The 13,813-nt window shown below is 69.0% G+C and carries 15 protein-coding genes; 7 read left to right on the top strand and 8 right to left on the bottom strand.

The genetic code is table 11. From position 1 onward, the window contains the following. Positions 1 to 113: 113 nt before the first annotated feature. The 5 genes from dxr (at position 114) to F5X71_RS25340 (ending at position 6,776) form a co-directional block, all read left to right on the top strand. The gene (gene dxr, locus F5X71_RS25360) at positions 114 to 1,256 is read left to right on the top strand and encodes a 1-deoxy-D-xylulose-5-phosphate reductoisomerase (protein WP_167464277.1); all 1,143 of its coding nucleotides are present in this window, start codon (positions 114 to 116) and stop codon (positions 1,254 to 1,256) included. Positions 1,257 to 1,448: 192 nt separating this feature from the next. Next, positions 1,449 to 2,648, top strand: a complete 1,200-nt coding sequence (locus tag F5X71_RS25355) for a M50 family metallopeptidase (protein WP_167464276.1) — start codon at positions 1,449 to 1,451, stop codon at positions 2,646 to 2,648. Between the two features lie 145 nt (positions 2,649 to 2,793). Beyond that, complete coding sequence (ispG, locus tag F5X71_RS25350) at positions 2,794 to 3,951, top strand: flavodoxin-dependent (E)-4-hydroxy-3-methylbut-2-enyl-diphosphate synthase (RefSeq protein ID WP_167464275.1); 1,158 nt, start codon at positions 2,794 to 2,796, stop codon at positions 3,949 to 3,951. Positions 3,952 to 4,015: 64 nt separating this feature from the next. After that, positions 4,016 to 4,882, top strand: coding sequence for a GNAT family N-acetyltransferase (locus F5X71_RS25345; RefSeq protein WP_167464274.1), 867 nt, complete (start codon positions 4,016 to 4,018; stop codon positions 4,880 to 4,882). 106 nt (positions 4,883 to 4,988) lie between these two features. Further along, positions 4,989 to 6,776 (top strand): penicillin-binding transpeptidase domain-containing protein, encoded by a 1,788-nt coding sequence (locus F5X71_RS25340; RefSeq protein WP_194250727.1) that lies wholly within the window; start codon positions 4,989 to 4,991, stop codon positions 6,774 to 6,776. A gap of 3 nt (positions 6,777 to 6,779) precedes the next feature. Here F5X71_RS25340 and F5X71_RS25335 read toward each other — a convergent pair whose 3' ends face one another. The 8 genes from F5X71_RS25335 to F5X71_RS25300 form a co-directional block, all read right to left on the bottom strand. Continuing rightward, positions 6,780 to 6,938 carry a hypothetical protein gene (locus F5X71_RS25335; RefSeq protein ID WP_167464273.1) on the bottom strand — a complete coding sequence of 53 codons (159 nt, stop codon included), beginning with the start codon at positions 6,936 to 6,938 and terminating at the stop codon, positions 6,780 to 6,782. Positions 6,939 to 7,775: 837 nt separating this feature from the next. After that, positions 7,776 to 8,183 carry a hypothetical protein gene (locus tag F5X71_RS25330; protein WP_167464272.1) on the bottom strand — a complete coding sequence of 136 codons (408 nt, stop codon included), beginning with the start codon at positions 8,181 to 8,183 and terminating at the stop codon, positions 7,776 to 7,778. Between the two features lie 4 nt (positions 8,184 to 8,187). Beyond that, positions 8,188 to 8,892, bottom strand: coding sequence for a WXG100 family type VII secretion target (locus F5X71_RS25325; protein ID WP_167464271.1), 705 nt, complete (start codon positions 8,890 to 8,892; stop codon positions 8,188 to 8,190). Next, entirely contained in the window at positions 8,889 to 9,209 is a 321-nt protein-coding gene (locus tag F5X71_RS25320) for a type VII secretion target (RefSeq protein ID WP_167464270.1), read from the bottom strand. Before F5X71_RS25320 ends, F5X71_RS25325 begins: the two co-directional genes overlap by 4 nt. Positions 9,210 to 9,348: 139 nt before the next feature. Further along, positions 9,349 to 9,849 (bottom strand): peroxynitrite isomerase, encoded by a 501-nt coding sequence (locus F5X71_RS25315; RefSeq protein ID WP_167464269.1) that lies wholly within the window; start codon positions 9,847 to 9,849, stop codon positions 9,349 to 9,351. Positions 9,850 to 9,998: 149 nt separating this feature from the next. Further along, complete coding sequence (locus F5X71_RS25310) at positions 9,999 to 10,499, bottom strand: hypothetical protein (protein ID WP_167464268.1); 501 nt, start codon at positions 10,497 to 10,499, stop codon at positions 9,999 to 10,001. Next, positions 10,496 to 11,566, bottom strand: coding sequence for a MerR family transcriptional regulator (locus F5X71_RS25305; RefSeq protein WP_167464267.1), 1,071 nt, complete (start codon positions 11,564 to 11,566; stop codon positions 10,496 to 10,498). Before F5X71_RS25305 ends, F5X71_RS25310 begins: the two co-directional genes overlap by 4 nt. Before the next feature lie 33 nt (positions 11,567 to 11,599). After that, entirely contained in the window at positions 11,600 to 11,947 is a 348-nt protein-coding gene (locus F5X71_RS25300; RefSeq protein WP_167464266.1) for a winged helix-turn-helix transcriptional regulator, read from the bottom strand. 73 nt (positions 11,948 to 12,020) lie between these two features. Here F5X71_RS25300 and F5X71_RS25295 point away from each other — a divergent pair, with 73 nt between their 5' ends. Continuing rightward, complete coding sequence (locus F5X71_RS25295) at positions 12,021 to 12,770, top strand: SDR family oxidoreductase (RefSeq protein ID WP_238815463.1); 750 nt, start codon at positions 12,021 to 12,023, stop codon at positions 12,768 to 12,770. Positions 12,771 to 12,826: 56 nt separating this feature from the next. Beyond that, positions 12,827 to 13,768: a phosphotransferase gene (locus F5X71_RS25290; RefSeq protein WP_167464265.1), complete on the top strand. Its 942-nt coding sequence runs from the start codon at positions 12,827 to 12,829 to the stop codon at positions 13,766 to 13,768. The last annotated feature ends 45 nt before the right edge of the window (positions 13,769 to 13,813 follow it).

The following is a 13,813-nucleotide window of genomic DNA, read 5'->3' as shown; positions in this document are numbered from 1 at the left end:
TTCCGGTACGCACTCGAAGGACTGCTGGTCGATATCGTGACATACGACGGGGCGTCGTTGACAGTCGGGCCACGGCCCGTCGGCCGAACTTTTCGGTGCGCCACAATGAACGGGTGTCCGACATCGTGAAAGTCCTGCTCCTCGGCAGCACCGGATCCATTGGTACCCAAGCGCTCGAGGTGATCGCCGCCAACCCCGACCGGTTCGAGGTGGTCGGGCTGGCCGCTCGTGGCGGCAATACGGAGCTGTTGGCGCAGCAGATGGCGGCCACCGGGACGCGCAATGTCGCGGTCGCGGACCCCACCGCCGCCGCGCGTTTGGACATCGAGCTGGCCGGCCCCGCGGCGGTGACCGAGCTGGTGCGCCGCACCGAAGCCGATGTCGTGCTCAACGCGCTGGTCGGCTCGCTCGGACTGGAACCGACCCTGGCCACCTTGCACTCCGGTACCAGGCTGGCCTTGGCCAACAAGGAATCGCTTGTCGCGGGCGGCTCCCTGGTGACACGGGCGGCGGCGCCCGGCCAGATCGTGCCGGTCGATTCGGAACATTCGGCGCTGGCGCAGTGCCTGCGCGGCGGCCGGGCCGAGGAGGTGGACCGGCTGGTGCTCACCGCATCGGGCGGGCCGTTCCGCGGCTGGACCACCGAGATGCTGGAATCGGTGAATCCGGCTGAGGCCAAAACACATCCGACGTGGTCGATGGGCCCGATGAACACGCTGAACTCCGCCTCGCTGGTGAACAAGGGACTCGAGCTCATCGAGACGCACCTGCTGTTCGGCATCCCGTACGACCGCATCGACGTCACCGTGCACCCGCAGTCGATCGTGCACTCGATGGTCACCTTCACCGACGGCTCCACCCTCGCGCAGGCCAGCCCGCCGGACATGAAGCTGCCGATCGCCCTGGCCCTCGGCTGGCCCGACCGGGTGCCCGGCGCCGCCGCGTCCTGCGACTGGGGCACCGCGGCCACCTGGACCTTCGAGCCGGTGGACAGCGCGGTTTTCCCGGCCATCGATCTGGCCCGTCAGGCGGGCGAGGCGGGCGGCAGCGTCACCGCCGTCTACAACGCCGCCAACGAGGTCGCGGTGCAAGCGTTCCTCGACGGCAAGATCCGCTTCCCCGCGATCGTGCGCACCGTCGCGGCCGCGGTCGAGGCCGCCGACCAGTGGCGCCCCGAACCCACCTCGCTCGCGGAGGTTCTGGCCGCCGATACCTGGGCCCGCGACTTCACCCGCGCCCGTGTCGATCCGGCCTAGGTCCGCGGGTTTCCGACTCGCGAGGCGAGCCTCTGCTGGCAGACTGAGCACCCGGGGCTCGTGGCTGTCCGGCTACTGTGGTCGTGGGCTCGCGGCCGCGACGGACTCGCGCACCCGGGTTTGCAGGCGGCCGGACCGGGCGGCCGCACTTCATCGAGGCGAGCTGCGCACAGCAGGAGGGCTGTAGATCACATGGTGTTCGCGTTGGGTTTCGTGCTGTTCGCACTAGGCATCACGATTTCGATTGCGCTGCACGAATGCGGGCACATGTGGACCGCCCAGGCCACCGGCATGAAGGTGCGGCGGTACTTCATCGGGTTCGGGCCGAAGATCTTCTCGTTCCGGCGCGGTGAGACCGAGTACGGGCTCAAGGCGCTTCCGCTCGGTGGCTTCTGCGATATCGCGGGCATGACCGCGCTGGACGAGCTGCAGCCCGAAGAGGTCGAGCGCGCGATGTATCGCCAGGCCACCTGGAAGCGGATGGTGGTGATGTCGGGCGGCATCGCGATGAACTTCGTGCTCGGCTACATCCTGGTGGTCGTGCTCGCCGTCGGCTGGGGTCTGCCGCAGTTCGATCAGCCGCCCGCCACCGCGCTGGGCGCGATGAGCTGTGTGCCGCAACAGAATCCGGACGGCAGCACGCAGCCGTGCACCGGCACCGGGCCTGCGCAGCGGGCCGGGCTGCAACGCGGTGACGTGGTGACCGCGGTGAACGGGGTGAGCGTCAAGACGTGGAAGGAATTCCAGTCCGAGACCCAGAAGCAGAGCGGCCCGTTCACCTACACCGTCGATCGTGACGGTCAGAGCCTGACCATCTCGGTGACCCCCGAGCGGGTGATGCGCTACCCCGAGGGCGGCGGCGCGGGGCGTGAGGTCAGTGCCGTCGGTGTCGGCGCGGACTTCTACGGGCCGGTTCAATACAACGTGCTGGCCGCGATCCCGGCCGCGGGCGTGTTCACCGGTGACATGTTCGTACGTACCTTCCAGTCCCTGGTCCAGCTGCCGCAGAAGGTGACCGCGCTGGTGAGCGCGGTGACCGGCGGCGAGCGCGACGCGGAGACACCGGTCAGCGTGTACGGCGCCAGCAAGATCGGCGGCGAGACCGCGGAGCGCGGGCTGTGGAACGTCTTCATCCTGGTGCTGGCGAGCCTGAACTTCTTCCTCGGCGCCTTCAACATCCTGCCGCTGCTGCCGCTCGACGGCGGCCACATGGCGGTGGTCCTCTACGAGAAGATCCGCAACACCGTCCGCGGGTGGAAGGGGCTCGCGCCCGGCGGACCGGTGGACTATCTGAAGTTGTTGCCAGTCACCTATGTGGCGGTCGTGATCGGCGGTGCGTACATGGTGCTCACCCTGGTGGCCGACATCGTCAATCCGATCAAACTGTTCTGAGTTCGATTCGACGCGGTACCCTGTCGCCGGGCACTTGGGGGACAGCATGTTGTCGCGGGCGTCACAGGGTGGTCGTTCGGCGCGCGCGACTAAGCTCGGAAGGCGAACGGCCCGGAATGTACGGACGGAAAGTAGGCAGCCGAAGGTGACCAGCACAATCGGATTGGGGATGCCCGCCGCGCCCGCGGCCGTTCTCGCTCCTCGACGCAAGACCCGCCAATTGATGGTGGGCAATGTCGGAGTGGGCAGCGATCACCCGATCTCCGTGCAGTCGATGACCACCACCAAGACCCACGACATCAACGCCACTCTGCAGCAGATCGCGGAGCTCACCGCTTCGGGCTGCGACATCGTGCGGGTGGCCTGTCCGCGTCAGGAAGACGCGGACGCGCTGGCGACGATCGCGCGCAAGAGCCAGATCCCGGTCATCGCCGACATCCACTTCCAGCCCCGCTACATCTTCGCCGCGATCGATGCCGGCTGCGCCGCGGTGCGCGTGAATCCCGGCAACATCAAGGAATTCGACGGCCGGGTCGGCGAGGTCGCCAAGGCGGCGGGCGCCGCGGGCATCCCGATCCGGATCGGCGTCAACGCCGGTTCGCTGGACAAGCGGATGCTGGAGAAGTACGGCAAGGCCACCCCGGAGGCGCTGGTCGAGTCCGCGCTGTGGGAGGCGAGCCTGTTCGAGGAGCACGGCTTCGGCGACATCAAGATCTCGGTCAAGCACAACGACCCGGTGGTCATGGTGGAGGCCTACCGGCAGCTGGCCGCGCGCAGCGACTACCCGCTGCATCTCGGCGTGACCGAGGCGGGCCCGGCGTTCCAGGGCACGATCAAGTCCGCGGTGGCCTTCGGCGCGCTGCTGTCGGAGGGCATCGGCGACACCATCCGGGTCTCGCTGTCCGCGCCGCCCGCCGAGGAGATCAAGGTCGGTGGACAGATCTTGCAGTCGCTGAATCTGCGGCCGCGCAAGCTCGAGATCGTGTCCTGCCCGTCCTGCGGCCGGGCCCAGGTCGACGTGTACACCCTGGCCAACGAGGTGTCCGCCGGGCTGGAGGGCATGGAGGTACCGCTGCGGGTGGCCGTGATGGGTTGTGTCGTCAACGGACCCGGCGAGGCCCGCGAGGCCGACCTCGGTGTGGCCTCGGGCAACGGCAAGGGCCAGATCTTCGTGAAGGGCGAGGTCATCAAGACCGTGCCGGAGGCACAGATCGTCGAGACCCTGATCGAAGAGGCCATGCGGATCGCCGAGGAAATGGGCGAGAACACCGATTCGGGCGCGCCCGTGGTCACGGTCGGCTAACAGCAGCACTGTTGCGTTCGGCATAGCCGTACCACATCGTCGATATTCGTGGCAGGCTGTCACCGTGCGGAGTCTGCTGGAGCCGACGCGAAGGGCGAAATACGTCCCCGCGCGGCAGCTCGCGAATCGGGACCTGGCGCAGGTCCTTCGAGTTCTGGACGCCGATCCGGTGGCCTCGTGTATGGTCGCGGCCCGGCTCCAGGAATTCGGCCTCGATGCCGCGCGCTGCGGGCAGGGTGAATTGTGGAGTCGCGGCGGACCGTCCGAATCGCTGTGTTTCTCCGGCGCGAATCTGGTGCCGTTGCGCGGGGACCAGGAGGCGTTACGCGCCTTCGCCGATCGGGCCGTGCGCTGGCCTCGAATAGCGTCCTCGGTGGTCGGGCGGCGGGAATTGGCGTTGCCGCTGTGGGAAATGCTGGCCGACCATTGGGGTCCGGAACGCGAATTACGCGGCGAACAACCATTGCTCGCGCTCGCCCAACCTCCCTTGGCGACACCCGATCCGAACGTCCGCCGGGTGCGCCCGGACGAAATAGAGCGATATCTCGGCGCCGCGATCGCGATGTTCATCGAAGAGGTCGGCGTCGACCCGCGCGCGGGTGACGGCGGGCGCGGATATCGGCGGCGCATCCAGAGCCTGATCGAATCCGGCCGTGCCTGGGCACGTTTCGAGGACGGCGAGGTCGTGTTCAAGGCGGAGGTGGGGGCGCTGTCCCGGCGCACCGGTCAGATCCAGGGCGTCTGGGTGCATCCGGAACATCGAGGTCACGGCCTCGGCACCGCGGGGACCGCGGCCATCGCGAACGCCGTCGTCGCCACCGGGCGGACCGCGAGCCTGTACGTCAACGACTACAACGCGATCGCCAGGCGCGCCTACAGCCGCGTCGGATTCCGGCAGATCGCCACGTTCTCCACCATCCTGCTCGACTGAAACACGGAGTGCCGCCGGGGTTTGCCCGAGGGTGGCCACTACCATCGGTGCCGTTGTCGCCGTGCTTGCCCGCCCCGCCGGCTGAGCTCTCCCTAGGACGGTACCGTTGCGGAAATCGCTGCTCGTCACGCTGAGCGTCACGGTGCTCACGCTGTCCGCTGCCGGATGCGGCAGTGGCCCGCAGGGCCCGACGCCCGTCGCCGACGACTTCGTCGCTGCCTTCGCCGAGCACGATCCCTCGGCCGCGGCCAGATTCACCAACCAGCCCGAAAAGGCTACTGCCGCACTGAGTTCCGCGTGGGAGAAGCTACAGGCGGAGGGGCTGGTCGCGCGCACCGGATCGGCGCGGGTCAGCGGCGATACCGCGACCGTCGACTACACCTACGAGTGGCGCCTGCCCAAGGACCGGACCTGGCGCTACACCGGCCAGCTGCAGATGGGGCGCAGCGAGGGACGCTGGCGGGTGCGCTGGACCTCGTCCAACATCCACCCGAAGCTCGGCGACACCCAGACCCTCGCCTTGCGCGCCAACCCGGCGCCGCGGGCCAGGGTGAACGAGCAGGCAGGCAGCGATGTGCTGGTGCCGGGCAAGGTGTCGCGGGTCGTGTTCACCGCCGCGAACGCGCCCGACCCGGGCGCGGTGGCGGGCGCACTCGCGGCCGCGCTGAGCCGGTTCGATCCGCGGCTCACCGCCGAGGCCATCCGGACCGGCGCCACCTCGACCACGGGCGCCTATACCGTCACGATGCTCAACGAGAACGAATTCGACCAGGTGAGTACCGATCTCATCGGGTTGCCCGGCGTGCGCCTCACCTCCGAATGGGATCTGGTGCCCACCGACCGCGACTTCGCGCCCGATCTGCTCGCGCAGGTGCGCAAGACGGTGATCGCGGAGGTGGACGGCAAGGCGGGCTGGTCGGTGGTCACGATGAACGCCAACGGTGTCGATACCGATGTGCTCACCGAGACGCCGTCGCAACCGGCGCCGTCGTTCTCGCTCAGCGTCGACCGCAACGTGCAGAATGCCGCGCAACGCGCCGTCGACCTGCGGCCGGACCAGACGATGATGGTGGTGCTTCGCCCCTCCACCGGTGCGATCCTGGCGATCGCGCAGAACAAGGCGGCCGATCGGGACGGCCCGGTGGCGACCATCGGCCAGTACCCGCCCGGTTCGGTGTTCAAGACCGTCACCGCGGCCGCGGCGATGTCGACCGGGATCGCGACGCCGGACACGGTGCTGCCCTGCCCGAGCCGAATCACCATCGGGGAACGCATGATTCCCAATTACAATCTCTTCACCGTCGGCGACGTCCCGATGATCACCGCGTACGAGCGGTCGTGCAACACCTCGTTCGCCACCATTGCCAGCCGGTTGCCCGGCACCGCGCTGCACAACGCCGCCATGAAATTCGGCATCGGCCCCGGCTACGCGATCGCGGGCTTGCCGACCTTCACCGGTTCGGTGCCGCCCGCGGACGAGCTGGTGCAGCGCACCGAGGACGGCATCGGTCAGGGCAAGGTGGTGGTCAGCCCGTTCGGGATGGCGTTGATGGCGGCGACGATCGCGCACGGCTCGCTGCCGGTGCCGTACCTGATCGCCGGCCGCCCGACGACGGTCGAGGGCGGCGGGGACGCGCCGGACCCGCAGGTGATCGCGGGGTTGCGGGCGATGATGCGCCGGGTGGTCACCGGCGGCACGGCCGAGCGGATCGCCGATCAGGGCGAGGTGTACGGCAAGACCGGTGAGGCCGAGGTCGAGGGCGGCTCGCACTCGTGGTTCGTCGGTTATCGTGGGGATATGGCGTTCGCGACCTTGCTGGTCAAGGGCGGCAGTTCGGACAACGCGGTCGCGGTCACCCGCGATATGTTCGCCGCGCTGCCCGGCGGCTACTGACCGCTATCGCTGCGCGACGCCGGGCCCTGCCTGCTGATTGCTGGTGGTCGCGCCGTGCTCCAGGATGATGGCGCCGGCGTCGCCGCCGTCCAGAATTTCGACGGTCGCCGCGCCACCGAGAATGATCGCGACGCTGGCCAGAATCGTGGTGGAACGCTTCATTGTTCGGCTCCCTCGGGTCAGGGGTGTCGACGGGGGGGAAGGTTCTTTCCTGGTTCGGGTGGGATTGCCACGCGAAGTTGACTGAAAGTTTGCTGATTTATCGAACCGTAATGTGGATGCGTTTCGGGGAACAGGGACATGTGTCCGATAGCGCATCGCGGACCGAAGTGGCGCGGGTCACATTCTGGAAGGGTCTGCGGTGAGACTACCCAGACGTCGCGCCGGATTGTCGCGAAATCGGCCGATGCTGGAACAAGTACACGGAACGGTCGATTCGGGCAGAGAAAATTATGTGCGCACCGCTGTCCGGCGGACGGTATCCGGATTTTGCCGAGGCGGTTTGTTTCGTGCGCGGGCCGTAATCGCGGGTGGTGACGAATTGTCCCTTTCGGAATCGGCGCTGCTCGGTTTCGGTGTCGGATTTGTCACGGATTGCTCACGGTGCGGGAGATGATCCCCCGGAGCGAGGTCGGTGTCGATTTGCCGACGGGCTATTTCGAAGAGGGAAATCCGGGACGGGAAACGCTCGCCGGGTGTTGTCGTCGGATCGAACGCCGCGATTGCCGACGCGGGCGACGAATCCTGTTTGCCGCCGTGGCGGTACCGTCGAAATGTTCGGCGCGGGTGATGGGGAATGCCGGAACGGTCGGGCGTCGAGCGCAATCGGACAGCGAGCGTGCGTCGTGCTCAATCGCGCCGGGGCGAGCCATATTTCGGTATTCGCCGGTGCGACTCGCGATTCACCGGTGCGACTCGCGGCCGAAACGCATGGCAGTAAAACCGCGACGTGCCGCGCCCCGGCATCCGCACCGCCTCCGTCGCAGGTTCCGGTCGCGGCTACTCGAGCCAGCCGAGGTGCCGATGCCCCTCGAAGTAGCTGTCGTCCGGGTCGGGAGCGTGGCTGCCCGGGACGCCGGTGGTCGGGGCCGTGGCAGGCTCGTCGGTTTCGCGCAGCTGATCCAGTTCCGCCCGGCCGAGCGCGGCCAGCCGTTCGCGCTCGGCGGCCGGCATCGCGCCCGCTCGGTGGAACATGTCCTGCGCGATGCCGTCGAGCAGCCGCGCGAACGTCTCGGAACGGCCGAACTCCCGCATGCTCGCCCGCCCGGCGAGTACCTCGGTGAGGTGGCGGCGCAGCTGCGGGTCGGTGGCCGAGGCCGCGAGCACCTCGAGTGATCGCCGCAGGTGACGCGCCGCACCGAGATCACCGCGCGCCACATCGAAGACGACCTCGGGTTGCTGTGGCATGCGATCACGCTCCCGAGGCGATGGTCGCGGCGCCCGGCGACGGTGGCGCGTCCGTGCGGCTGCTGGACAGCGCCAACGCGGTCGCCCCGAGATCGACGACGGTTTTGCACGCGCCGGTGGTCACCGTCAGGATCTGCTCGAACCCGGCGAAGATCAGCCCGGCGTGCGCGGCGGCCACCGCGCGGGCCCCGCCGTCGCGCGTGGTGGACAGCGTTGCGGCGGCGGCCATCTCGACCAGCCACATGATCGTCCGGTCGACGATGTCCTGGAGCAGGTCGCCGAGCAGGCGAGCCAGGTCGAGCATGGCGTTGCCGATGCCGTGCAGTGCGCGCGCGATCTCTTGGCGCGCCTTGCACTGGCGTTCGACGGTGCTCGCGAGCTGGTGGCAGTGGTCGCGCGCCTGGTCGGCCGCGCTGCCGTGCCACGTCCGTGCGAGCAGGTGCCTGCCCTCGGTGTCGAGCGCCTCGTGGAAAGCGGCATCGAATCCGGCCAGCTTCCCGGCGGCGTCGGCGGCCTGCTCGACGCCCGCCCAGTCACCGGCGACGAACTCCGAGGCCAGACCGAAAACATCGGTCCCGGTGATGCTTTGGACGGCCTGTCCGATGTAGTAGGCCGGGGCGATGTAGTCGCCGGCGACGAAGAACGGAATCCAGCCGGGCAGCGGATCGGCGGCCTCGGGACTGCGTAAAGCCGCCGCCGGGCCGGTCATCTCGGGTCCTCGACACCGGCGGCGCTCAGGCGCTGTGCCGTGGCCGAATCGGTGTCTCGGTGCGCCTGGGCACTCTTGCTGAGCGCGCTCGCCGCGGCCTCGCTCGCGGTCCGCAAAGTGCCGTACTCGGCCTCGAGATTGCGGCGCATCCCGTCGAGCATCGCTTCGACCTGCGCGTAGATCCGGCCGTCGTGCGAGCCGAAGACGAACCAGGTGGCCACATAGTCCCGCGCGGAGCCGGCCTGGCCCGCCAGACCGCGCAGCGTGGCGGCGAGCTCGTCCAGCTGATCGGGCCGTACGTGGAGCTCTTCGGCCATCGGTCCTCCCGTCGCGTCCTGCGGTACCGGATCGGCTACGCCGGACGAGGCACTGGGCGCGGCCGTCCGGGTCCGATACAGGTTCGACGCGACACGACGACGTTCGGTTCCATCGAAACGCCGCGAGCGAGTTCTCCGGCTACTCGGCGCGGATCAGGGTGGCGGCGAGGTGATGCTGCAGCGGCTCGCCGACCGCGGCCATGCGCACCGTGTAATCGATGGTGTCGCCCTTGACCTGGAAGGTACGGCCGAGCGCGGTAACGAGTTTCGCGGTGCTGGTGCGGCCGATGCTGGTCGAATCGAATTCCAGGTGCAGCGCACCGTCGTCGACGGTCAGCGCGCCCTCGCATATTTCGGTGATCCCGGTGGGATGGGCCAGGATCAACTCCACCCGATCCGGGCTCGGGCAGCGCAGATATCCGGTTTCGGCGTGCAACGGGCGGCCGTCGTCGGCCGCGCGGGTGCGCTGCCGGTAGGTGAGGAACGGGCGGCCGAGATGACCGAACCGGACTTCTTCCAGGTAGTCGAACGGCTCGATGGTCGGGTATTCGCCGTGTCCGTTGCCGCGCCAGGTGCCGAGCAGCGGAGCCAACGGGGCGATGCCGGGATGGGGTGCGATTGGCGGTTGGGGTTCGACCACGGCGCACAGCCTAAACCTGTTGGTTCCCGGCGGCTTCGCATACCGCCTAAATTTGCGAGCGTGCGGCCTAGTAGATGGGTGCGCGCACCGAGCGGGTCGCACCATTCTTCGTGATATGACCCGGGTTCGGTTCCGACGCCGGCGTCCGGTCAGTCCGGTCGGCCGGTCGGGGCCGATGGGCGCCGTGCGGTGTCCCGGGCCTGCACCGCTGCTTCCACTTCGTCGAACGCGGTGCGAATCATCGTGCGGTAGGGGCCGTCCGGGAGTTCCGGCAATGCCGAGCGGGTGGCCTCGATCTCGCGGCGGGCCGCGTCGAACGAGCCGAGCCTGCGGTAGTTGTCCGCGAGATTCAGGTGCAGCGACGGATAGAACCCGCCGACCCGCAGGGACGGGTGGTATTGCTGGGCACGGCTGTCGGTCAGGCTGTCGGCGGCGTCGAGGGCGCGGATATCCCAGGCGAGCGCCTCGGCCGGATCGTCGTGCAGGTCGGCCAGGTAGTGCGCGAGGGTGCAGCGATGCAGTGGATCTCCCTGGGGGCCGAAGGAATCCCAGATCGCCAGCAGTGCGGTACGGGCGTCGCCGGGCTGACCGGCCCGGCCGAGTTCCACCGCGTGGGTGATGGCGTCCATGGTGGTGTCGGTCGTGGTCATGGGGTTCCTTCCGGTGGGGTGTTCGGGCGGGTCGGCATCACGAGCGTGGTGAGGTCGCCGTCGGTGGCGGAGCGGACGACGACCGGCTGGTCGGCGGCCGCGATGTCGAACATGAGATCCGGGCCGAGGGCGCTTTGGATCGCGGGGCGCAGCGTCGCGGTGGCGAAGGTCAGGCCGAGATCGGGTCCGATGCTCTCGGCGGGCAGTCCGCGCACTGCGCCGTGTTCGTCCGAAATCGTGAGCGCGGCGGCGCTGGCCTCGAATCGAACTGTGGCAGCGGAGCTTTCGAGCGCTGCCAGCAGGGCGCCGCGCGCCGTGAGCACACGCTGCCGAGCGGGTGCGAGCGCGCCGAGCATCGCGCGATAGTCCGGGAACCGCTCGTCGAGGACGGCGTAGCAGCGCTGTTCGTCGGCGCTGAGCAGCAGGCCGTGATCCGTCGGCGCCGCGACGATGTAGTCGAGGGTGTCGAGCCAGTCGATGATCGGATCGAGCTCGCGTGTGTCGAGGACCAGCGACCAGTCAGTGCCGTGCGACTGTCGCGGTACGACGCTCCTGGTCGTGAGTCGATACCGATCGGTGGCGGTCAGCGTCAGCGACGCCGCGGTCGCTTCGAGCTGAATGCCTGTCAGCACCGGGAACTCGGGATCGGTCGCCGCCGCGCCGCGCACCTGCCGCAACGCCGCCGCGAGCACCGCCGCGGGCAGGGTGACCCGGTCGCCGGCCGGTGCGGCGGCCAGTTCCCGCTTGATCGTCGCGGCCGCGCGGGCGGCCGCGCGGGCTCGCCGGTGCAGCTCGGACACGTGCCGATCCAGTAGTCGCTCGGCGCGGCGGGCGTCGCCGGTCAGGATCTCGGCGATCGACTCGAGCGGTACCTCGATGGACCGCAGCCTGCGGATCAGTGTCGCGCGGTCGCGTTGGTCCTCGGTGTAGTACCGATAGCCGGTGAGCGGGTCTACCCGGGCGGGCACCAGCAGCCCGCAGTCGTCGTAGAAGCGCAGCGCGCTCGCGGTGAGCCCGCTGGCTCGCGCGAGCACCCCGATGGTGATCAATCTGTCGGACTCGGCCACCCGGCCATCATGAAGTCTCAGGTAGGCCGAAGGTCAAACCGCCGTTTCGCCCTCGCCGGGGGCCCAGTGCCGGGACCAGGCCCACAGCGGGTGCAGCGCGGCGGTGAGTTCGGTTCCGGCGGTGGTCAACTCGTAGGACTTGTCCGCGTTCTTGACGATCAGGCCCGCGGTTTGCAGATGCTGGAGCCGGACCGAGAGCATGCTCGACGAGCAGTTGTCCATGCGGCGGCGCAGCTCGAGAAAGCCGAGGCGGCCCGGTTCCAACTCCCACAGGACGCGCAGCATCCAGCGCTGACCCAGCAGATCCATCGCGGCGAGGATCGGCGCGTTCGCCGGATCTCGCCCGCCGTTGGGTGGCGTCGCCCCGTTTGCACTTCTCATTTAGAACTACCATAGTGGTTCTGAATTAGAAGCAATCCTGCGGGCCGTCCGGTCCGCGATCGAGAGGGCGACGGTGGGCGAAGCAGACGGACAGAGGGTCGTCCTGATCACGGGCGCGTCCCGCGGCATCGGCGCGGAAACGGCCAGGATCCTGGCGGCCGGTGGTGATCACGTGATCATCAACTATCGCGAAAAGCTCAAGCGCGCCAAGGCCATTGCCGACGCGATCGGCGCCGCCGGGGGTAGTGCGTCCACCGCGGGCGCCGACATCTCCGACGCGGACTCCACCCGGGCGCTCATCGATGACATCGTCGCGCGGTTCGGGCGGCTCGACGTGCTCGTGCTGAACGCCTCGGGCGGGCTGGAACGCCAGGCCGCGCCCGGGTACGCCATGGCGATCAACCGGGACGCGCAGACCCGGCTGGTGCGACTCGCGTTGCCGCACATGCCTTCCGGATCCAGGATCGTGTTCGTCACCAGTCACCAGGCGCATTTCCATGGACGCAAGCCGGTGCCCGCCGACTACGAGCCCATCGCCGCGAGCAAGCGCGCCGGGGAAGACGCACTGCGCGCGATGATTCCGCTGCTCGCCGAACGAAACATCCCGCTGCACATCGTTTCCGGCGACATGATCGACGGCACGATCATCGTGCAGCTGCTGGAACGCCGGAATCCGGACGCGGTTTCGGCCCGGCGCGACCAGGCCCCGCTGCCCACCGTCACCGAATTCGCCACGGCCGTGGCCGAAGCCACCACCTCGACCGCCGAGTCCGGGCACACGACCTACGTGGGTGGCCCCGACTACCTCGCCGACGTCGGCTGAGCGGCGTGCCCGCTTAATCGGTGGAGATCCGCCAGGTCGCCGCACAGGATGTGAGCATGACCGACAGCGCGGAGCACACCGCCTTCCGAATCGACTGGGCGCAAGTGCCGCCCGAGGTCAGGACGGGCATCGAACGGCGCCTCGGTGGCCGGGTACTGCGCGCGGTCGGCCAGCGCGGCGGATTCAGCCACGGGCTGGCGGTCCGGCTGACCCTGACCGGCGGCGCCCGCGTCTTCGTGAAGGCGATCGACGGCGGGGACGAACTGGCGGCGGCATACCGATCGGAGACCCGGACGGCGCTGTGCCTGCCGCGGCGCGTGCCCGCGCCGCGGTGCCGGTTCGGCGCGGACATCGCGGGCTGGTTCGTGACCGCGTTCGACGAGGTGGCGGGGGAGCATCCGCGCTTGGCCGATCCGGGGGAGCGCGCCGATGTGCTGCGCACCGTCGAGCGGATGGCGCGGGTGCTGACCCCCAACCCGGTGGCGCGGGTGCCTACCATCGCGGACGCGCTGGGTTCGGCGTTCACCGGGTGGCGCGAGTTCGCCGAGCACGGCCCGCCCGCCGATCTGGACGGGTGGTCGCTGCGGCAGCTGGACCGGCTGGCCGACCTCGAAAGCACTTGGCTCGCAGCCGCTTCCGGGGAGACGCTGCTGCACACCGATCTGAGTCCGAGCAATCTGCTGCGGCAGCCGGACGGGCAGGTGCTCGTGGTCGACTGGGCATGGGCCTGCCGGGGCGCCGCCTGGGTGGATCTGGTCCTGTTGGCGCCCTCGTTCGCGGCCGCCGGGGTCGATCCCGATCCGATCCTCGCGGCGCACCCGGTGACCGCGGGCATCGATTCGGGGGCCATCGATGCGGTGGTGTGTGCGATGGGTGGATACTGGGCCACCAACTCACGCAGGGCCGCGATACCGAGTTCGCCGAAGCTGCGCGCGCATCAGCGGGTCTTCGCCGGGCTTGCCCGGGATTGGCTGCGACGGCGCGTCGCTTGGGCATGATCCCGGAAAATTACTTCCGAGTGGCAGATTATGGTGTGGTCACTC

Source organism: Nocardia brasiliensis (assembly GCF_011801125.1).
In the GTDB taxonomy this organism is placed as follows: Bacteria; Actinomycetota; Actinomycetes; order Mycobacteriales; family Mycobacteriaceae; genus Nocardia; species Nocardia brasiliensis_C.
The sequence above is the reverse complement of the archived record's forward strand: the minus strand, read 5'-3'. Positions and strand labels throughout refer to the sequence as shown.

Bases quoted from the DNA above. Each gene is read 5' to 3' on its own strand.
- F5X71_RS25355 (WP_167464276.1), top strand. From the start codon at position 1,449: ATGGTGTTCGCGTTGGGTTTCGTGCTGTTCGCACTAGGCATCACGATT.
- F5X71_RS25335 (WP_167464273.1), bottom strand. From the start codon at position 6,938: ATGAAGCGTTCCACCACGATTCTGGCCAGCGTCGCGATCATTCTCGGT.
- F5X71_RS25330 (WP_167464272.1), bottom strand. From the start codon at position 8,183: ATGCCACAGCAACCCGAGGTCGTCTTCGATGTGGCGCGCGGTGATCTC.
- F5X71_RS25325 (WP_167464271.1), bottom strand. From the start codon at position 8,892: ATGACCGGCCCGGCGGCGGCTTTACGCAGTCCCGAGGCCGCCGATCCG.
- F5X71_RS25320 (WP_167464270.1), bottom strand. From the start codon at position 9,209: ATGGCCGAAGAGCTCCACGTACGGCCCGATCAGCTGGACGAGCTCGCC.
- F5X71_RS25310 (WP_167464268.1), bottom strand. From the start codon at position 10,499: ATGACCACGACCGACACCACCATGGACGCCATCACCCACGCGGTGGAA.
- F5X71_RS25300 (WP_167464266.1), bottom strand. From the start codon at position 11,947: ATGAGAAGTGCAAACGGGGCGACGCCACCCAACGGCGGGCGAGATCCG.
- F5X71_RS25290 (WP_167464265.1), top strand. From the start codon at position 12,827: ATGACCGACAGCGCGGAGCACACCGCCTTCCGAATCGACTGGGCGCAA.